Source organism: Aurantimonas sp. A2-1-M11 (assembly GCF_036549475.1).
Taxonomy (GTDB): domain Bacteria; phylum Pseudomonadota; class Alphaproteobacteria; order Rhizobiales; family Rhizobiaceae; genus Aurantimonas.
On record NZ_JAZHLI010000004.1, the window covers coordinates 25,174 to 45,514 of the forward strand.

The 20,341-nt window shown below is 67.2% G+C and carries 12 protein-coding genes; 5 read left to right on the plus strand and 7 right to left on the minus strand.

Features of this window, described 5'->3' with window-relative positions; translation table 11 throughout:
* Nucleotides 1–37: 37 nt before the first annotated feature.
* The 6 genes from dnaK to VQ042_RS02755 form a co-directional block, all read right to left on the minus strand.
* A complete protein-coding gene (dnaK, locus tag VQ042_RS02730; RefSeq protein ID WP_331815243.1) occupies nucleotides 38–1,966 on the minus strand; it encodes a molecular chaperone DnaK in 1,929 nt (642 codons plus the stop codon).
* 499 nt (nucleotides 1,967–2,465) lie between these two features.
* Nucleotides 2,466–4,730 (minus strand): transglycosylase domain-containing protein, encoded by a 2,265-nt coding sequence (locus VQ042_RS02735; RefSeq protein ID WP_331815246.1) that lies wholly within the window; start codon nucleotides 4,728–4,730, stop codon nucleotides 2,466–2,468.
* Nucleotides 4,731–5,128: 398 nt separating this feature from the next.
* Nucleotides 5,129–5,962 (minus strand): MipA/OmpV family protein, encoded by an 834-nt coding sequence (locus VQ042_RS02740; protein ID WP_331815248.1) that lies wholly within the window; start codon nucleotides 5,960–5,962, stop codon nucleotides 5,129–5,131.
* Between the two features lie 227 nt (nucleotides 5,963–6,189).
* The gene (locus VQ042_RS02745; protein WP_331815250.1) at nucleotides 6,190–7,581 is read right to left on the minus strand and encodes a M20/M25/M40 family metallo-hydrolase; all 1,392 of its coding nucleotides are present in this window, start codon (nucleotides 7,579–7,581) and stop codon (nucleotides 6,190–6,192) included.
* A gap of 157 nt (nucleotides 7,582–7,738) precedes the next feature.
* Entirely contained in the window at nucleotides 7,739–8,575 is an 837-nt protein-coding gene (gene fghA, locus VQ042_RS02750) for an S-formylglutathione hydrolase (protein ID WP_331815252.1), read from the minus strand.
* Nucleotides 8,575–9,684: an S-(hydroxymethyl)glutathione dehydrogenase/class III alcohol dehydrogenase gene (locus VQ042_RS02755; RefSeq protein WP_331815254.1), complete on the minus strand. Its 1,110-nt coding sequence runs from the start codon at nucleotides 9,682–9,684 to the stop codon at nucleotides 8,575–8,577. The genes fghA and VQ042_RS02755 overlap by 1 nt, the downstream gene beginning before the upstream one ends.
* 666 nt (nucleotides 9,685–10,350) lie before the next feature.
* Between VQ042_RS02755 and polA the strand changes: the two genes are divergently transcribed.
* From polA to VQ042_RS02780, 5 genes are all read left to right on the plus strand, one after another.
* Entirely contained in the window at nucleotides 10,351–13,281 is a 2,931-nt protein-coding gene (gene polA, locus VQ042_RS02760; RefSeq protein WP_331815257.1) for a DNA polymerase I, read from the plus strand.
* A gap of 110 nt (nucleotides 13,282–13,391) precedes the next feature.
* Complete coding sequence (locus tag VQ042_RS02765; protein WP_331815259.1) at nucleotides 13,392–14,651, plus strand: PAS domain-containing protein; 1,260 nt, start codon at nucleotides 13,392–13,394, stop codon at nucleotides 14,649–14,651.
* Between the two features lie 5 nt (nucleotides 14,652–14,656).
* Nucleotides 14,657–15,364, plus strand: coding sequence for an orotidine-5'-phosphate decarboxylase (pyrF, locus tag VQ042_RS02770; RefSeq protein ID WP_331815261.1), 708 nt, complete (start codon nucleotides 14,657–14,659; stop codon nucleotides 15,362–15,364).
* A 71-nt stretch (nucleotides 15,365–15,435) separates the two neighbouring features.
* Complete coding sequence (locus VQ042_RS02775) at nucleotides 15,436–15,729, plus strand: DUF1330 domain-containing protein (protein WP_331815535.1); 294 nt, start codon at nucleotides 15,436–15,438, stop codon at nucleotides 15,727–15,729.
* Nucleotides 15,730–15,984: 255 nt separating this feature from the next.
* The gene (locus VQ042_RS02780) at nucleotides 15,985–17,883 is read left to right on the plus strand and encodes a polyhydroxyalkanoate depolymerase (protein WP_331815264.1); all 1,899 of its coding nucleotides are present in this window, start codon (nucleotides 15,985–15,987) and stop codon (nucleotides 17,881–17,883) included.
* A gap of 232 nt (nucleotides 17,884–18,115) precedes the next feature.
* Here VQ042_RS02780 and VQ042_RS02785 read toward each other — a convergent pair whose 3' ends face one another.
* Nucleotides 18,116–20,287 carry a malate synthase G gene (locus tag VQ042_RS02785; protein ID WP_331815266.1) on the minus strand — a complete coding sequence of 724 codons (2,172 nt, stop codon included), beginning with the start codon at nucleotides 20,285–20,287 and terminating at the stop codon, nucleotides 18,116–18,118.
* Nucleotides 20,288–20,341: the final 54 nt, after the last annotated feature.

Genomic DNA, 20,341 nt, shown 5'->3' on the forward strand with positions numbered 1-20,341 from the left:
ACGGCGGGCCATGCCGCCGCGCTGTCTTCCCCGACGATCAGGCCGACTTCTTGCGGTCCTCGTCCTCGTTGACTTCCTCGAAGTCGGCATCGACGACGTCGTCCTTGGCCGTGTCGGAGGCATCGGCACCGGCCTCGCCCTCGGGCTGTTCGGCCTGGGCCGCCTCGTACATTGCCTGACCGAGCTTCATGGAGACCTCGGCGAGCCGGTCGCTCTTGGCCTTGATCGTCTCGGCCTCGGCCTCCGGATTCTCCAGCTCTGTCTTCAGGTCGTCGATCGCCGTGCGGATCGCGCCGCGATCATCCTCGGAGACCTTGTCGCCGTAATCCTGGAGCGACTTCTCGGCGGAGTGAACGAGGCTCTCTGCCTGGTTCTTCGCCTCGACGGCCGCGCGACGCTTCTTGTCGGTGTCGGCATTGGCCTCGGCGTCCTTGACCATCTGCTCGATGTCCGCGTCGGACAGGCCACCGGAGGCCTGGATGGTGATCCGCTGCTCCTTGTTGGTTCCCTTGTCCTTGGCCGAGACGTTGACGATGCCGTTGGCGTCGATGTCGAAGGTGACCTCGATTTGCGGCACGCCGCGAGGTGCCGGCGGGATGCCCTCGAGATTGAAGCGGCCGAGGCTCTTGTTGTCCTGGGCCATTTCGCGCTCGCCCTGGAAGACCTGAATGGTCACGGCGTTCTGGCTGTCCTCGGCGGTGGAGAACACCTGGCTCTTCTTGGTCGGGATCGTGGTGTTGCGATCGATCAGCCGGGTGAACACGCCGCCCAGCGTCTCGATGCCGAGCGACAGGGGCGTCACGTCGAGCAAAAGCACGTCCTTGACGTCGCCCTGCAGCACGCCGGCCTGGATGGCGGCGCCCATGGCGACGACCTCGTCCGGGTTGACGCCCTTGTGCGGCTCCTTGCCGAACAGGTTCTTCACCGCTTCCTGGACCTTCGGCATCCGGGTCATGCCGCCGACCAGGACCACCTCGTCGATGTCCGACGCCGTCAGACCGGCATCCTTGAGCGCCGCCTTGCACGGATCCATCGTGCGCTGCACGAGGTCGTCGACGAGGCTCTCGAACTTGGAGCGGGTCAGCTTCATGGTCAGGTGCTTGGGACCCGACGCATCGGCGGTGATGAACGGCAGGTTGATCTCGGTCTGCGAGGACGAGGAGAGCTCGATCTTGGCCTTCTCGGCGGCCTCCTTGAGCCGCTGCAGCGCGAGCTTGTCGTTCTTCAGGTCGATGCCCTGGTCCTTCTTGAACTCCGCCGCGAAGTAGTCGACCAGACGCATGTCGAAGTCTTCGCCGCCGAGGAAGGTGTCGCCATTGGTGGACTTCACCTCGAAGACGCCGTCACCGATCTCCAGGACCGACACGTCGAAGGTGCCGCCGCCCAGATCGTAGACCGCGATCGTCTTGCCGTCGCTCTTGTCGAGGCCGTAGGCCAGCGCCGCAGCGGTCGGCTCGTTGATGATGCGCAGGACGTCGAGCCCGGCGATCTTGCCGGCGTCCTTGGTCGCCTGGCGCTGGGCGTCGTTGAAGTAGGCCGGCACGGTGATAACCGCCTTCTCGACCTTCTCGCCGAGATAGGCCTCGGCGGTTTCCTTCATCTTCTGGAGGATCATCGCGGAGATCTGCGAGGGCGAATATTTCTCGCCGTCGGCCTCGACCCAGGCGTCGCCATTCTCGGCATTGACGATCTTGTAGGGGACCATGCCCTTGTCTTTTTGCGTCGTCGGATCCTTGAAGGTCCGGCCGATCAGGCGCTTGATCGCAAAAAGCGTATTCTCGGGGTTGGTGACCGCCTGGCGCTTGGCCGGCTGTCCGACGAGGCGCTCGCCGTCGTCGGTGAAGGCCACCATCGAAGGCGTGGTGCGCGCGCCCTCGGCATTCTCGATCACCTTGGCGCTCTTGCCGTCCATGACCGCGATACAGGAATTGGTCGTGCCAAGGTCGATTCCGATTACCTTCGCCATGCATAGTCTCCTTGTTTAGCGAGCCGCCCGGGACCCTCGAGGAGGCGTTCCGGATTGGGCAGCCCCTGGATATTCTGGAATGAACCGCAGGGCCGAAACGACTGCGTCGCCGGCTTCGGCGGGGCTGGCGGGTATATATGAAGTGCCTTTTGGGGGTGCAAGACGGCCGGTCGCGCTTTCGTGAGTGCGGCACCCGCCAGCCGGTGCGCCGGCACGAATCCCAAGATGGTTGGAACCGCAACGGACGACCGCGACTTACCCCTTCCAAACGTCCCGGCGTGCGGATCGTCCGCCCGGCCGGGCTCTTAGGAGACAAGCCATGAACAGCATCATCTATCTCGTCGGCCTGGTCGTCGTCGTCGCCATTGTTCTGTCGCTGCTCGGCGTCCTCTAGTCAGGCCGCGAGCGACCGGCACGCCGCAGCCTCGCGGCCTGCCGGACACCTCTGATAAGCGGAACATTGTTGAAAAGTCTGGCCGGCGAAGATGTTCGCCGGCTGTCAGCCGCCGAAGATGCTGCGGAACAGCGACCGGTCGCTGGAGCGGCCACCGCTGGCCGGTCCCTCGACGGTCACCCCCGGTGGCGGCGCGCTGTCATAGACCCTGCCGCCGCCTTCCGCCGGCAGGCCCTGGGGCGGGATCGGCGCCTCGCCGGTCTGCCTGTAATAGGGATCGGCAGAGTCCCCCTCGTAGAAGCCCCCATCCGAATAGCCGCTGTCTGCCGTCAGCGGGGCCTGCGCGTCGCCGATCCGGTAGTCGCCCGGAAGCGGGACCGGGTCGAGCCCCTCATGTGCTGCGGACATGAAATCGTGCCAGGCCTCGGCCGGGAGCGAACCGCCGGTGACCTTGCGCATCTTGGCGCCATTGTCGTTGCCCAGCCAGACGCCGGTGGTCAGATTGGCCGTGTAGCCGACGAACCAGGCATCCTTGAAGTCCTGGGTGGTGCCGGTCTTGCCGGCGGCCTGCCAGCCGTCGATAGCCGCCCGGCGGCCGGTGCCGGCCGACACGACCTGCGACAGCATGGCATTCATCATTCCCACGACGTCTGGTCCGACGACGACCGGCGGCACTTCAGCGCCACGCTCCCAGACCACCTTGCCCTGTTCGGTGACGACGCGATTGACCAGATGCGGCGTCGCCCGGTAGCCGCCATTGGCCAGCGCGGCGAAGGCGCCGGTTAGCTCGACCAGCGTGACTTCCGAGGTGCCGAGGGCGATCGAGGCGTTGTCGATGAGATCGGACTTGATGCCCATGCGATGCGCCATCTCGATCACCGCGTCGGCGCCGGTGTTGTCGACCAGGCGTGCGGCGACCGTGTTCAGCGACTGGCGCAGGGCGTCGGCGACCGTGACCGGGCCGCGATACTTGTTGTCGTAGTTCTGGGGCGACCAGTTGCCGATCCGCACGGGCGCATCGTCGATGATCGATTCCGGCCGCCAGCCCTTTTCCAGCGCGGTGGCGTAGACGAAGGGCTTGAAGGTCGAGCCCGGCTGGCGCTTGGCGTCGACGGCCCGGTTGAACTGGCTCTGGGCGTAGTCGCGGCCGCCGACCAGCGCCCGGATCGCCCCAGTACCGTCGATCGAGACGAGCGCGCCCTGGCTGACATTCTGCGAGGCACCGTCGATGGTCTGGCGCACCACCTCTTCGGCCGTCTTCTCCAGGCCGAGATCGATGGTCGTCTCCACGATGACGTCCTGGTCGATGTCGCCGACCAGCTGCTTGATGTCGCGCATCACCAGGTCGGCGGCATAGTGCTCGCCGCCGGTCCAGTAGCTCTTGGCGTTGGTGGGCTTCTGCGCCTTGGCGTTGGCAAACTCGTCCTCGCTGATGAAGCCCTCGTCGCGCATCGCCGCCAGCACGACTTCCGCGCGGGCCTTGGCAGCGGCCGGATCGTTGGCGGGAGACAGGCGGGAGGGGGCCTTCAGGAGGCCGGCCAGCAGCGCCGCCTCGCCCAGATTCACCTCTTCGGCCGGCTTGTCGAAATACCGCCGCGACGCCGCTTCCACGCCGGTCGCGCCCGAGCCGAAATAGACCCGGTTGAGATACATCTCGAGGATCTGGTCCTTGGTGAACTTGTGCTCCAGCCAGAGCGCCAGGATCGCCTCCTGGACCTTGCGGCGGATCGTCTGGTCGGGATTGAGGAAGACGTTCTTCGCCAGCTGCTGGGTCAGGGTCGAGCCGCCCTGCACGGTCTCGCCCGCCGCCATGTTCTCCATGAAGGCGCGGGCGACGCCGACCGGGTCCACGCCCCAATGGTCGTAGAAGCGCCGGTCCTCGATGGCCATCACCGCCTGCGGGATATAGGGGCTCATCTCGTTCAGCCCGACCTCCTTGCCGCCGGTGAGGCCGCGATTGGCCATCAGTTCGCCCGACACCGAGACGATCTTGACGTTGGGCGGCCGGTCAGGGATCGCCCAGGCTTCCTGCGGCAGCTGCACGGCGACATAGCCGACGACAGCGGCGACTACGAGGCTGCCGAACACGCCGAGCACAAGGAACAGCCGCACCAGATGGCCGAGAAAGCTGCGCCGGCGACCGCCGCCGCCGCTGCCCGAACCACCTGCGCCGCGCGCCTTGCCGCGGCGGCTGGTGGCCGCGGGCTTGGCCTGCTTGCGGTCGTTGGCGGGCTTCTTGGCGGTCTTGCGGCGCGGACCGGTCGCGGCATTGGGGACGGCACGATCGTCGGCGCTGATGCGGAAATCGTCGTCGCCGAGTTCGGAACCGCCGAAGCTGGGTTCGATGCGCTCGTGCCGTCGTGCCGCCATTCGGACGTCTTCCCCTCGCGAATCGGCGCTGTGACGGCCGGTCCAGTTCGTCGTACGAAAGCCGCGTCAGGCAGCTCTCATTCCCATGCCACGCGGCGACCGCCGGCCGGGACAAAGCTGCGCCCCAGCGAGCGTCGCGAGACCGGGACGCCGGTCTGCACCGAACCCGTCCCGCCTGCGAGTCGACACGACCCCCAAGCCTTGTCACATGCATTTCTGCAGACCCGCGTGCAGCCTAAATGCGGCGAATTAACGGGACGTTAAGCAATACGACAGCGGTCCGGGGCGGCAAAGGCGCCGCGCCGGCGGCGACCGGCGGCATTGAACGCGAAATGCCCGGTCGCGGGCGACCGGGCTTCGGAAGTGAGCCGCTGGGGCGCAGGGCGTCCCGGCGCGGCCTACCAGAGGTCGAGCGAGAAGCGCTTGGAAATGCCGAGACCGAAGAAATACTGGTTCTCGTCGCCGGCCTTCACGATCGGCGAATCCTTGGCGTCGCCGACCAGCCGGTCATACTTGGCGTCGGCATTGATGAACCAGTCGGTGAAGATCTCGTAGCGCGCCGTAGCGGCGACGCCGACGCTCTTGAAGCCGCCATCGGGATCATAGGCGCCGAGGTCGAAGCCCGACGCGGCCGATTCCCGGGCGCTAACGCCGAAATAGGAATCCATGTAGTCGCTGGAGGCGAAGCTGGCAGTCGGGCCGGCCTTGAGCACTAGGCGTTCGGTCGGACGGGCGATCAGATTGGCGCCGACGTCGCCGACGAAACCGTCTGCGCCGCCGAAGGCATAGCGCACGGCGCCGTAGACTTCGGCGTGCTGCCACTCGTAGCCAGCCTTGATGCCGAGCTCGTAGGTGGCGTCGAGGTCGTCGAGACCATCCAGCTCGGGATAGTCGCTGGTATCGCGGTCGCCGATGTAATCGAAGGAGGGTCCGATCGACAGGCCGAGGCCGTCCTTGCCGCCGAAGGAGCCGATGCCCGGCAGGTTCAGATATTCCACGCTGATGATCGGCGACGGATTGATCTGGTACTCGTCGGAGCCGAGGTATTCCGGCGAGACGACGCCCGAGACGCCCAGCTCGAAGACGAAGTCCGCATCGCCGTAATCGTTGGCGGCGGGCGCGAGCGGCGCCGGTGCGGGATCATAGGGGGCGTAGACGGCGTCGGCCGCCGCCGCGCTCAGCGAGGTCGCGAGCAGCAGGGCAAGGGCCGAGGCGGCGGTACGGATACGCATGTCTGATACTCCAGCCTGTCACGCCATTCTTCGATCCGCCGGACCGCGAGGCGTTTGTTGCTGTCGTTCATACGGGAAAATCGCGATCCATCAATCGACGGAATCGTGCGCCGGGCGCTTTGCCCCGGCGCCGTTGCGCCGCGGGCACAGTGACGGCCGCGTACAGGCCGCGCCCCGTCTGCGCCGGGGTCGCAGGCGCCTTGCGGCGCCTGCAGTTCGCCTCAGACTCAGGCCTCGGCGCCCAGCGCAGCCAGGACCCGGGCCCAGGAGCGCTGGCCCTTGTGGAAGGAACTCATCTCGTACTTCTCGTTCGGCGAATGGATGCGGTCGTCGCCGAGGCCGAAGCCGATCAGCAGCGATTCCATGCCGAGCCGCGCCTTGAACTCGCCGACCACCGGGATCGAGCCGCCCATGCCGATCATCACGGCGGGCTTCGGCCACTCGTCCGAGAGCGCGGCGCGAGCCTTGCCGAGCCAGGGTGAATCGAACGGCAGCTGGATGGCCGGCGAGCCGCCATGGGGGTGGTATTCGGCGGAACAGTCGGCCGGCAGCCGCGCCTCGACGAAGGCCCGGAAGGCGGCGCGGATCTTGGCGGGATCCTGCCCGGCGACCAGCCGGAACGAGACTTTCACGCTCGCCTGCGAGGCGATGACGGTCTTGAAGCCCTTGCCGGTATAGCCGCCGGAAATGCCGTTGAACTCGGCTGTCGGGCGTGCCCAGACCTGCTCCAGCACCGAGCGGCCTGCTTCGCCGGCCGGCACCGACAGGCCGACCGAACCGAGGAATTCCTCGGCCGAGAAGTCGAGGCCGTCCCAGATCGCGCGGACCTCGTCGGGGATGTCCTGGACGCCGTCGTAGAAGCCGGGAATGGTGACCCGGCCGTCGGCGTCGTGGATGTCGGCGAGGATGCGGGCGAGGACGCGGATCGGGTTCTGCGCGGCGCCGCCGAAATAGCCCGAATGCAGGTCCTGGTTGGCGGCTGTCACGACGATCTCCTCGCCGACGAGCCCGCGCAGGCCGGTCGAGATGGCGGGGGTCTGGCGGTCCCACATGTTGGTGTCGCAGACCAGTGCGACGTCGGCCGACAATTCCGCGCGATTGGCGTCGAGGAAGGGGGTCAGCGAGGGCGAGCCGGATTCCTCCTCGCCTTCCAGGAAGATCGTGACCCGGCAGGGCAGGCCGCCGGTCTCGGCCTTGTAGGCGCGGCAGGCCTCGATGAAGGTCATCAGCTGGCCCTTGTCGTCGGCCGAGCCCCGCGCGACGATGCGCTGGGTGCCGTCCGGCCCGTCCTTGACGACCGGCTCGAAGGGCGCGGTCTCCCACAGCTCCAGCGGGTCGACCGGCTGGACGTCGTAATGGCCGTAAAACAGGACGTGCGGCGCGCCCTGCGGGCCGTCGTGATGGGCGACCACCATCGGGTGACCCGGCGTCTCGCGCAGCGAGGCGTCGAAGCCGATCGCATCGAGATCGCCCACCAGATATTCGGCTGCCCTGCGGCAATCCTCGCCATAGGCCGGATCGGTGGAGATCGACGGAATCTTCAGAAGATCGGTGAGCCGGCCGAGCGAGCGCTCGAGGTTGAGATCGAGGCAGGCGAGGACGCTGGCGAGATTTGCCATGGGGAATCCGTTTCTGCGAAGGGGCTCGGCACAAGACCGAGGCGCGCCGCTCCGTCAGAACGCGGGCTGGCACGCGATGTCCCTCGATACGGGACAGATCGGTGCAGGATCAAGGCCGGCGCCGGGCGGTGTCCCGCCCGGCATGGTGTCGATGCGGCTAGCCGAGCCGCGCGGCGTGCCAGCGCAGATGGTCTTCCATGAAGCTGGAGATGAAATAGTAGCTGTGGTCGTAGCCGGGCTGGCGGCGCAGCGTCAGGGCGATCCCGGCGTCGGCACAGGCCTGTTCCAGGAGTTCGGGCTTCAGCTGCTCGGCGAGGAAATTGTCGGCCTCGCCCTGGTCGACCAGCAGATCCTTCACCCGCGCCCCGTCCTCGATTAGCGCCACCGCGTCGTGCTTGCGCCACAGTGTCTTGTCGTCGCCCAGATACAGGGGCAACGCCTTGTGGCCCCACGGGACCTGGCAGGGGGCGACGATCGGCGCGAAGGCCGAGACGGCCTTGTAGCGATCCGGGAAGGTCAGGCCGATGGTCAGCGCGCCGTGACCGCCCATGGAATGGCCGAGGATCGATTGCCGCGCCATGTCGGCCGGGAACTCGGCGCCGACCAGCGCCGGCAGTTCCTCGGTCACGTAGGACCACATGCGGTAGTTCTTCGCGTAGGGCTCCTGCGTCGCGTCGACATAGAAGCCGGCGCCCAGGCCGAAATCATAGGCGCCTTCGGCGTCGTCCGGCACGGTCTCGCCGCGCGGGCTGGTGTCCGGTGCCACGAAGATCAGGCCGAGCTCGGCGCACAGGCGCCGGTACTCGCCCTTTTCGGTGACGTTGGCATGGGTGCAGGTGAGGCCGGACAGATACCAGACCACCGGCAGCTTCGCGCCGTCGGCATGGGGCGGCACGAACACCGAGAAGGTCATCTCGGTGCCGGTTTGTGCCGACGCGTGGCGGTAGACGCCCTGCACGCCGCCATGGGCCGTGTTGGTCGAGACGGTTTCCATCAGTACACCACCACCGAACGGATCGACTTGCCCTCGTGCATCAGGTCGAAGCCCTTGTTGATCTCTTCCAGGCTGAGCGTGTGGGTGATCATCGGATCGATCTGGATCTTGCCGTCCATGTACCAGTCGACGATCTTCGGCGTGTCGGTGCGCCCGCGCGCGCCGCCGAAGGCCGAGCCCTTCCAGACACGGCCGGTGACCAGCTGGAACGGCCGGGTGGAGATCTCCTTGCCCGCCTCGGCGACGCCGATGACGACGGAGACGCCCCAGCCGCGGTGGCAGGCTTCCAGCGCCTGGCGCATGACCATGGTGTTGCCGGTGCAGTCGAAGGTGTAGTCGGCGCCGCCGCCGGTCAGCTCGACCAGATGCGCGACGATGTCGCCGTCGATCTCCTTGGGATTGACGAAATGGGTCATGCCGAAGCGCGTGCCCCATTCCTTCTTGTCGTTGTTGAGATCGACGCCGATGATCTTGTCGGCGCCGACGAGACGGGCGCCCTGGATGACGTTGAGGCCGATGCCGCCGAGGCCGAAGACCACGACATTGGCGCCCGGCTCGACCTTGGCGGTGTTGACCACGGCGCCGACGCCGGTGGTCACGCCGCAGCCGCAATAGCAGGACGTCTTGAACGGCGCGTCCTGGCGGATCTTGGCGACGGCGATCTCGGGCAGCACGGTGAAGTTCGAGAAGGTCGAGCAGCCCATGTAATGGTAGATCGGCTGGCCCTTGTAGGAAAAGCGCGAGGTGCCGTCGGGCATCACGCCCTTGCCCTGGGTGGCGCGGATGGCGGTGCACAGATTGGTCTTGCCGGACAGGCACGACTTACACTGGCGGCATTCCGGCGTGTAGAGCGGGATGACATGGTCGCCGGGCTTCACATAGGTGACGCCGGCGCCGACCTCGCGCACGATGCCCGCGCCCTCATGACCGAGGACGGAGGGGAAGATGCCTTCCGAATCCAGGCCGTCCAGCGTGTAGGCGTCGGTGTGGCAGATGCCGGTTGCCATGATCTCGACGAGGACTTCGCCTGCTTTGGGGCCCTCGAGATCGAGTTCGACGATCTCCAGCGGCTTCTTGGCTTCGAATGCGACGGCGGCGCGGGTCTTCATAGAGGTCTCCAGACTGTCGGTGCCGGGTTCCTGCTAGACGTTTCGCGCCGCGATGCAAATACCCCGAAGGGCGGTCACGACCGAAGAGGCGCGATCGGAGCGCGCGAAATCACGATGGGCCAAGGCGCTGCGACGGGCTGGGCGACGCGCAACGGATGCGCGCAAAGCCGCTATCGGCGGGCGTCGGTAAAGTCGGAAAGGGGTGACAGGCGGGGAGGGGATGCAAGAAGAGAGCCGCCGCGGCCTGGAGGGGGATACACCGCAACGACTCTCTCGCTTGATTCGAGCGGCTTGCCCCGGAGAGGGGGAAGGGGGCCATGCCGCTCTGAAATCCGGCACATAAGCGGGGGACGTGCTTCTGGCCGAACACGACGCTTCGAGCGCCGTTGAACAAGAGATGCGACCTGGAACGGGGGAAATCAAGCAACGGACGCGTGAGCTAAGATCACATCGCCGTGAACGCACCATTGCCAAGCCGTAACAAACAACAACAATTCACTGATTGCAAGAGGGGCAGCCTGTTTTCCGGTTTTGCGGCCGGGGGACCGCCCCAAGCCGGGGGCCGAATTCCCCAGCTACCCCGCCGCGTGGCGGTCGCCGGAGACCCTTCCACGGCGTCCCCGGAACCGGATGGACTCGCGCGGGGCGCCAAGCTACGACCGGCACATGAACCAGGGCGACCATCTCTTTCTCGTCGACGGATCGGCGTACATCTTCCGCGCCTATCACGCGCTGCCGCCGCTCACCCGCAAGTCCGACGGGCTGCCGGTCGGCGCCGTGTCGGGCTTCTGCAACATGCTGTGGAAGCTGGTCGAGGAAGCGCGCGACACGTCGGTCGGCGTCGCGCCGACCCATTTCGCGGTGATCTTCGACCATTCCTCGACGACCTTCCGCAACGAGCTCTATGCCGACTACAAGGCCAATCGGGAGGCGCCGCCTGAGGATCTGGTCCCGCAATTCGCGCTGATCCGCGAGGCGGTGCGCGCCTTCGACCTGCCCTGCATCGAGAAGCAGGGTTTCGAGGCCGACGACCTGATCGCGACCTATACGCGCCATGCGGTGGAGGCGGGCGGCGACGTGACCATCGTCTCCTCGGACAAGGATCTGATGCAGCTCGTCGGGCCGCGCGTCATCCTCTACGACCAGATGAAGGACAAGCGCCTCGGCCCCGACGAGGTGAAGGAAAAGTTCGGCGTCTATCCGGACAAGATGATCGACCTGCAGGCGCTGGTCGGCGACACCTCCGACAACGTGCCGGGCGTACCCGGCATCGGGCCGAAGACGGCGGCGCAGCTGCTAAAGGAATTCGGCGACCTGGAAACGCTGCTGACGCGCGCCGGCGAGATCAAGCAGAACAAGCGCCGCGAGAACCTGATCGCCTTCGCCGACCAGGCGCGGCTGTCGAAGACGCTGGTGACGCTCGACCAGAACACGCCGCTGGAGGTACCGCTGGCCGACCTCTTCATCCACGAGCCCGACGGCGAGAAGCTGATCTCCTTCCTGAAGGCGATGGAGTTCAACTCTCTGACCCGCCGCGCGGCCGCCCAGCTGGGCACCGACGCGTCGGCGGTGGAAACCGCCGAGATCGCCGTCGACGGGCCGGCTCGCGGTCCCGACCTGGATCCGGCGGCATCGGCCGGGGCGGCGCCTGGAGCGGGCGACGCGGCGCTGCCCTTCACCCCGGCCGCTCTCGTGGAAAGTCGCCGGGCGGCCGCCGCCGCCTCGGTGTTCGATCTGAGCGCCTATGTCACCATTCGCGATGCGGCGACGCTGTCGGCCTGGATGGACGAGGCGCGCGAGACCGGGCTTCTGGCCTTCGACACCGAATCCAGTTCGCTGTCGGCGATGAAATGCGATCTCGTCGGCGTGTCCTTTGCGACCGCGCCGGGGCGGGCCGCCTATGTGCCGCTGGGCCATGTCTCGCCCTCGGGCGAGGCCGATCTTCTGTCCGACAAGGCGGTGGAGGACGAGATCGGGCCGCAGCTGCCGCTGGACGAGGCGCTGGCGATCCTGAAGCCGGTGCTGGAGGACGATTCCGTCCTGAAGATCGGCCAGAACGTGAAATACGACTATCTCGTCATGTGCCGTCACGGCATCGCCATGGCGCCCTTCGACGACACCATGCTGATCTCCTATGCCCTCGATGCCTCGGCCTCCCTGGCCGGCCACGGCATGGACGAATTGTCGGAGCGGTTCCTGGGCCACAAGCCGCTGAGCTACAAGGACCTCTGCGGCAGCGGCAAGGGCGCGAAGGCGATCGCCGCCTGCGCCATCGACAAGGTCACCGAATACGCTGCCGAGGACGCCGACGTCACGCTTCGCCTGTGGCAGGTACTCAAGCCGCGGCTGGTCGCCGAGAGCGTGGCGACCGTCTACGAGCGGCTCGAGCGCCCGCTGGTGCCCGTCCTCGCCCGGATGGAAGAGCGCGGCGTCAAGGTCGACCGGCAGATCCTGTCGCGCCTGTCCGGCCGCTTCGCCCAGAAGCAGGCGGGGCTGGAGGCCGAGATCGCCGAGATTGCCGGCGAGGCCTTCAATCCCGGCTCGCCCAAGCAGCTCGGCGAGGTGCTGTTCGGCAAGCTCGGACTGCCCGGCGGCAAGAAGACCAAGAGCGGCCAGTGGTCGACCGACGTGCGGGTGCTCGAGGAACTGGCCGCCGAGGGCCATCCGCTGCCGCGGCGGATCGTCGACTGGCGCCAGCTCACCAAGCTGAAGGGCACCTATACGGACACGCTGCCGGCCCACATGGACGCGGCGGGGCGCATCCACACCTCCTATTCCATGGCCTCGACCACCACGGGGCGGCTGTCCTCGTCGGAGCCGAACCTGCAGAACATCCCGGTGCGCACCGAAGAGGGCCGGGCCATCCGCACCGCCTTCGTCGCGCCGGCGGGCCACAGCCTGGTCTCGGCCGACTACAGCCAGATCGAACTGCGCATCCTGGCCCATATCGCCGACATCCCCCAGCTGAAGGACGCCTTCCGCGAGGGGCTCGACATTCACGCCATGACCGCCTCGGAAATGTTCGGGGTGCCGGTGGAGGGCATGCCCTCGGAAATCCGCCGCCGCGCCAAGGCGATCAATTTCGGTATCATCTACGGCATCTCGGCCTTCGGCCTGGCCAACCAGCTGTCGATCCCGCGCGACGAGGCCGGCAGCTACATCCGGCGCTATTTCGAGCGCTTCCCCGGCATCCGCGACTACATGGACGCCACCAAGGCTTTCGCCAAGCAGCATGGGCATGTGGAGACCCTGTTCGGCCGGCGTGTCCACTATCCCGACATCCGCTCGCCCAACGCCTCGGTGCGCGCCTTCAACGAGCGCGCGGCGATCAACGCGCCGATCCAGGGCACCGCGGCCGACATCATCCGTCGGGCGATGATCCGCATGGAGCCGGCGCTGGCCGATGCGGGCCTGTCGGCGCGCATGCTGCTGCAGGTTCATGACGAGCTGATCTTCGAGGTGGAGGACGAGGAGGTGGACGCGGCCCTGCCGGTGATCCGCAAGGTCATGGAGGAGGCGGCCCTGCCGGTGGTCCAGCTCTCGGTTCCGATCGAGGTCGATGCCAAGGCTGCGGCCAACTGGGACGAGGCCCATTGATCACCGCCGCCGCAACCACCCGCAAGGGCCGTGCATTTGCCTGACGCGCGATCGGCTTTAACTTGAACCGGATACCGGCATGCGGGCCGAATGACGGGGAGCGGGGATCGATGGGACGCTTTGACGGGGAGAAACCTCGCACGCCCGAGATTCCGGACGAGATCGGCACGGCCGTTCTCGCCGAGATGCCGCTGGCCCTGGTCCTGACCAACCCCCATCTCGACGACAATCCCATCGTCTATGCCAATCGGGCGTTCGAGAAGATCACCCGTTACTCGGCCGAGGCCGCCATCGGCCGCAACTGCCGTTTCCTGCAGGGCGACGGGACCGACCCCGCGCAGGTTCGCCAGCTGGCGGAAGCGGTGCGCGACGAGCGCGACTTTTCGGTCGATATCGTCAACTACCGGTCCGACGGCACCCGCTTTCTCAACCGGCTGATGATCACCCCGCTCTACGACGACGAGCAGAATCTCCAGTGCTTCCTGGGCATCCAGCGCGACATGAGCGAGGGCACGGACCTCGACCTGTCGGGGCAGGACAAGGAGACCGCGAGGATCGACGCGGCCCTGGGCGAGGTGCAGCACCGGGTCAAGAACCATCTGGCGATGGTCGTCGGCATGATCCGGATGCAGGCGCGGTCCGAGACCAGCAGGGAAGCCTTCGACGCCCTTGCGCGGCGGATCGAGAGCCTGCAGCTCCTGTACCAGGAAATGACCGAAGCCGGCATTGCCTCGACGCGCGACCGGCGTGTCCCGCTCGGCGCCTATGTCAGCCGCATCGCGGCGACCATCGGCCATCTCGACGGCCGCCGGTCGATCCGCGTCAACATCGACTGCGACGCTATCGAAGACGATGTCGAGCGGGCAGCGCGCATCGGGCTCCTGTTCTCCGAACTCCTGACCAATGCGCTGAAGCATGCCTTCGAGGGACGCGAGGTGGGACTGGTCGAGGCACGGCTCAAGATGTTGTCCTCCGGCGTCATCCGCATGACCGTCGGCGATGACGGAATCGGCCTACCGCCGGGCAGCGCGTGGCCCCATCGCAGCAGCGACAGGCCGGTCGATGTCGAGCCGGAGACGGCCGGCCGGGACGCCGGCGAAGGCGTGGACGCGCCCAACGCGGCGCAGGAGCCCCACGTCGCCCGCCAGATCGCCGAATCCCTCGACCATGACAGTGACGCGGCCGGCAGCGATGTCGTCGACACCAGCGGCAAGGCCCTTGCCCGCCAGCGCCGGTCACAGGCCCAGGGCGGTCTCGGCGGCCGGATCACCCTTTCACTCGTGCAGGGGCTGGACGCCCGGCTCGATGTCAGCAGCGGGATGTCGGGTACGGTCGTGACCGTCGACATTCCCCCGGAGGATGCACCTTGAATGCAATGACCGACCGCGCAGCGGCGCGCGAGCGACTGATCGTCGGCCTCGACGTGGCGACCTGGGCCGAAGCGGAGGCGATCGTCGACACGCTGGGCGACGAGGTGCTCTGGTACAAGATCGGGTATCAGCTCGCCTATGCGGGCGGCCTGCCGCTGGTCAGCGAACTGGCCCGCGCCGGCAAGCAGGTGTTTCTCGACCTCAAGCTCCTCGATATCTCCAACACCGTCGCCAAGGGCGTCGAGAGCGCGCAGGCGCTTGGCGCCGCGATGCTGACGATCCATGCCTATCCCCACGCCATGAAGGCCGCGGTGGAGGCGGCCAGCGGTTCGCCCCTGACGCTTCTCGGCGTCACGGTGCTGACCTCGCTGGACGACGCCGACCTCAAGGATGCGGGCTACGGCCTGACCGTTCGCGAACTGGTCGCCCTGCGGGCGGAGCAGGCGCGCGATATCGGCATGGGCGGCATTGTTTCCGCAGCGTCGGAAGCCGGCCCGATGCGCGATCGGATCGGCCCCGACATGGCGATCGTGACACCGGGCATCCGCCCGGCCGGGGCAGCGGCAGGCGACCAGAAGCGGGTGGCGACGCCCGGCGATGCGCTGCAGGCGGGGGCCTCGCATCTGGTGGTGGCGCGGCCGATCGTGGCGGCAGGGGATCCGCGCAAGGCGGCGGTCGCCATTCTGGACGAGATGGCCGCCGCCTTGGGCTGATGACAGAAGACAGGGCGATGCCAGGCATCGCCGCCGCGCCCGCTTCGGGGCGGCGCAACGGGAGGGAAGAGATGGCGAAGGGTTACTGGATCGCGCGGGTCGATGTGCACGACCTGGAAGGCTACAAGGGCTATGTGGAGGCTGCCGCCTCGGCCTTCCGGGAGCATGGCGCCCGCTTCCTGGTGCGTGGCGGCCCGTTCGTCGAACTGGAAGGCGCCGCGCGCAGCCGCAACGTCGTGATCGAGTTCGACAGCGTCGAGGCCGCGCGCGCCTGCTATGACAGCGACCAGTACCAGAAGGCCAAGGCGATCCGGCAGCGCTGTGCCGAGGCCGAGATGGTCATCGTCGAGGGCTACGACGGCTGAGCCGCAAGGCGGGCCGCCCCCCCCCCCTGCATCGAATGACCCAGTGTGACCGCGAGGTGACTGTCTGGCGCAAGCATGTCGTCGCACACTTGCCGGAACGTCGTCGGCAGATTGGAACGCCTGACGCGCTGCTGCGTTGCAGCAAAAAGGAAATCTATCTGCAACGATGACACCCGGTGCGCCTTACCCGCTGCGCGTTGTGCATTGCAGCAAGAGTTGTTAGATTGTCGGGAAGAGAAAAACGAGCGAGAGCCGATGCTGTACCACTTCTATGAATGGAACCATGCCGCGCTCGTCCCGCTCCGCGCTGCCGCGGATGCCACGAAGCTGTTCTACGATAACCCGCTGAACCCGCTGTCGCATCTGCCGGTCGGCCGCTCCATGGCAGCCGCGGCCGAGCTGTTCGAACGCGTGACCCGGGTCTATGGCAAGCCGGAATTCGGGCTGCACGAGACCGTGGTCGACGGCCAGCGGATTCCCGTCCAGGACAAGAGCGTCTGGCAAAAGCCCTTCGGCCGGCTGCTGCATTTCGAGCGTGAACTGCCCAAGCGGCACGGCAAGGATCCGCGCTTTCTCGTGGTGGCGCCGATGTCGGGCCATTACGCCACCCTGCTGCGCGGCACGGTCGAGGCGCTCCTGCCCTATGCCGACGTCTACATCACCGACTGGCGCGACGCCCGCAAGGTGCCGCTGGCCGACGGACGGTTCGATCTGGACGACTATGTCGACTATCTGATCGAGATGCTGCAGTTCCTCGGGCCGGACACCCATGTCATCGGCGTCTGCCAGCCGGCGGTGCCGGTGATGATGGCCGTGGCACGCATGGAGGCCGATGGCGACGATTGCGCGCCGGCGACCATGACGCTGATGGGCGGTCCCATCGACACCCGCATCAACCCCACATCCGTGAACCAGCTGGCCGAGGAAAAGGGCATCGACTGGTTCCGCGAGAGTGTGGTGATGACCGTGCCCTTCCCGCAGCCGGGCGTCATGCGGTCGGTCTATCCGGGCTTCCTGCAGCTCACCGGCTTCATGTCGATGAATCTCGACCGGCACGTGACCGCCCACAAGGACTTCTTCTGGCATCTGGTGAAGGATGACGGGGATTCCGCCGACAAGCACCGCGAGTTCTACGACGAATACAACGCGGTGATGGATCTCACGGCCGAGTTCTATCTGCAGACCGTCGACGAGGTCTTCATCAAGCACTCGCTGCCGAAGGGCGAGATGATGCATCGCGGCAAGCGGATCGACCTGACCAAGATCCGGCGCACCGCCCTCCTGACCGTCGAAGGCGAGAACGACGACATTTCCGGCGTCGGCCAGACCGAGGCCGCCCAGCATCTGTGCGTCAACATTCCCGACGACAAGCGCATCCATTACGTGCAGCCCAAGGTGGGTCATTACGGCGTCTTCAACGGCTCGCGGTTCCGGGCGGAGATCTGCCCGCGCATCGTCGACTTCGCGCTGACCCACGGCGCCACCCATTCGGCGGCGTCCCTGCCGAAGCGGGCACAGCCGGCCAAGGGCACCGGGACGCCGCATCGCGAGGGTGCCGTGGCCGAGCGCGAAGCCAAGGCCGAGATCCTCGGCAAGGATGCGACCAGGGCCGGCGAGACGGTCCTGGCCGGCGCGGTGATCTCCGGCGCCGATGTCGCCAAGGCAGCGACCGCTGCCGCACAGGCAGCCATGACGCCGACCCCGGTGAAGGCGGCCGAGACCCCGGCCGCGGCCAAGTCGGCCGCTGCGGCAACGACCACCGCGAAAGCCACCGAAACGAAGCCGGCTGCCAAATCCCCGCCCGCCCGCAAGCCGGTGGCCCGCAAGCCCGTGGCCCGCAAGGCCGCTGCAAAGCCTGCGGCGAAGACGGCGCGCGCCGAGGCGAAGCCTGCGAAGGCGCCTGCCAGGGCAAAGACGCGTGCGGCGGCCAACGACCAGCCGGCCAAGACTGCCAAGTCGGCACCGGCCACTTCGGCGCGGTCCGCCAATGCTGCAAAACCGGCCGGGGCCACCCCGGCCGCAAAGCCGGCGGATGCCGCGAAGCCGGCCCAGGCCGCCACCGCATCGGCGTCCGCGACAGCATCGGAGCCGAAATCCGCGCCCGCTTCGACGACGGCTGCAAAGCCCGGCAACAGTGGCAACCGCCAGAGCTGACGCGGCGGCGTTTCGCGGGGCCGTAACGGGTCCGGGCGTCGTCCGCAGGTCAGGGTGTGGACGCTGCGGCGTCCGCGCCTCCGGCTGCAGTCATGCGGGGCGACCCGTCTGTAGACGCTTTAGCGCCGGACTCGACGGCAGGGACACGCGCTCTCCGCGACCGGCCGTCTCTCCAGACCATCCCGCCATGACGCCACATCGGCTGCGCGAGCGCAGCCGATGAATGGGCGCGTCAGCCGGCCTGCTGGGCCTTCTTCTCCAGCCGCCGGCGATGCAGCACCGGCTCGGTGTAGCCGGACGGCTGTTCGCGGCCTTCGAACACCAGGTCGCAGGCGGCCTTGAAGGCGATCGACGTGTCGAAATGCCCGGCCATCTTCTCGTAGGCCGGGTCGCCCTCGTTCTGGGCGTCCACCTTTGCGGCCATCTCCTGCATGGCCTCCATCACCTCGTCCCTGGAGACGACGCCGTGATGCAGCCAGTTGGCGATGTGCTGGGACGAGATGCGGCAGGTCGCGCGGTCTTCCATCAGGCCGACATCGTTGATGTCGGGGACGGTGGAGCAGCCGACGCCCTGGTCGACCCAGCGCACGACATAGCCGAGGATGCCCTGGGCGTTGTTGCGCAGCTCGGCTTTGACCTGCTCCTCCGGCCAGTTGGCGCGGTTGGCGAGCGGGATGGTCAGGATGTCGGAGAGAACCGCCCGGCGGCCCTTCTGCGCGATCGCGTCCTGCCAGGCCAGCACGTCGACCTTGTGGTAGTGGGTCGCGTGCAGCGTCGCCGCGGTCGGGCTCGGCACCCAGGCGCAGTTCGCGCCGGCCTGCGGGTGGCTGATCTTGGCGGCGAGCATGTCGTTCATCTTCGCCGGCATGGCCCACATGCCCTTGCCGATCTGGGCCTTGCCGCGCAGGCCGCAGGCCAGCCCGACATCGACGTTCCAGTCCTCATAGGCCGCGATCCAGGTGCGGTCCTTCATGACGGTCTTGCGGACCATCGGGCCGGCTTCCATCGAGGTGTGGATCTCGTCGCCGGTGCGGTCCAGGAAGCCGGTGTTGATGAAGAACACCCGGTGCCTGGCGGCGCGGATGCATTCCTTGAGGTTCACCGTCGTGCGGCGCTCCTCGTCCATGATGCCCATCTTCAGCGTGTAGCGCGGTAGGCCGAGCGCATCCTCCACCTGGCCGAAGATCTCGTCGGAGAAGGCGACCTCGTCGGGGCCATGCATCTTCGGCTTGACGATGTAGACCGAGCCGGCGCGCGAATTGCGCAGGCCACCGGTCTTCTTCAGGTCGTGCAGCGCGATCATCGCGGTGATCATCGCGTCCATCAGGCCTTCCGGCGCCTCCGAGCCGTCCTTCAGGCGGATCGCCGGGTTGGTCATCAGGTGGCCGACATTGCGGATCAGCAGCATCGAGCGGCCCGGCAGCGTCAGCGGCGCGCCGTCCGCGCCGGTATAGTCGCGGTCGGGGTTCAGCCGGCGGGTGACGGTCTCGCCGCCCTTCTGGAAGCTGTCCTCCAGATCGCCCTTCATCAGGCCGAGCCAGTTGCGATAGACGGCGGTCTTGTCCTCGGCGTCGACCGCGGCGATGGAATCCTCGCAGTCGCAGATGGTCGAGATGGCCGATTCCATCAGCATGTCGGCGACATGGGCGCTGTCGTTCTTGCCGATCCGGTGGCCAGCGTCGATGGCGACCTCCACATGCAGGCCATTGTGCTGGAACAGCACCGCGGTCGGTGCCGCGGCGTCGCCGCGGTAACCGGCAAAGGCCGTCGGATTCTTCAGCCGCGCCTGCTTGCCCGCGCCGAACTCGGCGATCAGCGTGCCGCCTTCGACGGCATAGCGCGTGACGTCGATATGGGAGATGCGGTCGAGCGGCGCGACGCCGTCGAGAAAGCTCTTGGCCCAGGTGACGACGCGAGCGCCGCGGGCGCGGTCATAGCCCTTGCCCTCGGGCAGGTCGCCCATGGCGTCGGTGCCGTAGAGCGCGTCGTAGAGCGAGGCCCAGCGCGCATTGGCGGCGTTCAGCGTGTAGCGCGCATTCATCAGCGGCACGACGAGCTGCGGGCCCGGCACCAGCGCGATCTCGGGATCGACATTGGCGGTGTCGATGGAAAAATCCGGCCCTTCGGGAACGATGTAGTTGAGCTGGTCGAGGAAGGCGCGGTATTCCTTCATGTCCTGCGGCTTGCCGCGGCGCGCCACGTGCCATTCGTCGATGGCGCGCTGCATGTCCTCGCGGATCGTCAGCAATTCGCGGTTCTTCGGCGCCAGGCCGTTGAGCAGGTCCGAGAAGTTCTTCCAGAAGGCGTCCGGCTCGAGGCCCGTGCCCGGCAGGGCTTCGCTGTCGATGAAGGTCTTCAGGGTTGTCGCTACGCTCAAACCGTGGACGTCTGTCATTTCGGGCATGCGTTTCCTCCAGAGATGCTTTGGGCTCGACATCGGACATGGCATCGGCGAAGT

Bases quoted from the DNA above. Each gene is read 5' to 3' on its own strand.
- dnaK (WP_331815243.1), bottom strand. From the start codon at position 1,966: ATGGCGAAGGTAATCGGAATCGACCTTGGCACGACCAATTCCTGTATC.
- VQ042_RS02735 (WP_331815246.1), bottom strand. From the start codon at position 4,730: ATGGCGGCACGACGGCACGAGCGCATCGAACCCAGCTTCGGCGGTTCC.
- VQ042_RS02740 (WP_331815248.1), bottom strand. From the start codon at position 5,962: ATGCGTATCCGTACCGCCGCCTCGGCCCTTGCCCTGCTGCTCGCGACC.
- VQ042_RS02745 (WP_331815250.1), bottom strand. From the start codon at position 7,581: ATGGCAAATCTCGCCAGCGTCCTCGCCTGCCTCGATCTCAACCTCGAG.
- fghA (WP_331815252.1), bottom strand. From the start codon at position 8,575: ATGGAAACCGTCTCGACCAACACGGCCCATGGCGGCGTGCAGGGCGTC.
- VQ042_RS02755 (WP_331815254.1), bottom strand. From the start codon at position 9,684: ATGAAGACCCGCGCCGCCGTCGCATTCGAAGCCAAGAAGCCGCTGGAG.
- polA (WP_331815257.1), top strand. From the start codon at position 10,351: ATGAACCAGGGCGACCATCTCTTTCTCGTCGACGGATCGGCGTACATC.
- VQ042_RS02765 (WP_331815259.1), top strand. From the start codon at position 13,392: ATGGGACGCTTTGACGGGGAGAAACCTCGCACGCCCGAGATTCCGGAC.
- pyrF (WP_331815261.1), top strand. From the start codon at position 14,657: ATGACCGACCGCGCAGCGGCGCGCGAGCGACTGATCGTCGGCCTCGAC.
- VQ042_RS02775 (WP_331815535.1), top strand. From the start codon at position 15,436: ATGGCGAAGGGTTACTGGATCGCGCGGGTCGATGTGCACGACCTGGAA.
- VQ042_RS02780 (WP_331815264.1), top strand. From the start codon at position 15,985: ATGCTGTACCACTTCTATGAATGGAACCATGCCGCGCTCGTCCCGCTC.
- VQ042_RS02785 (WP_331815266.1), bottom strand. From the start codon at position 20,287: ATGCCCGAAATGACAGACGTCCACGGTTTGAGCGTAGCGACAACCCTG.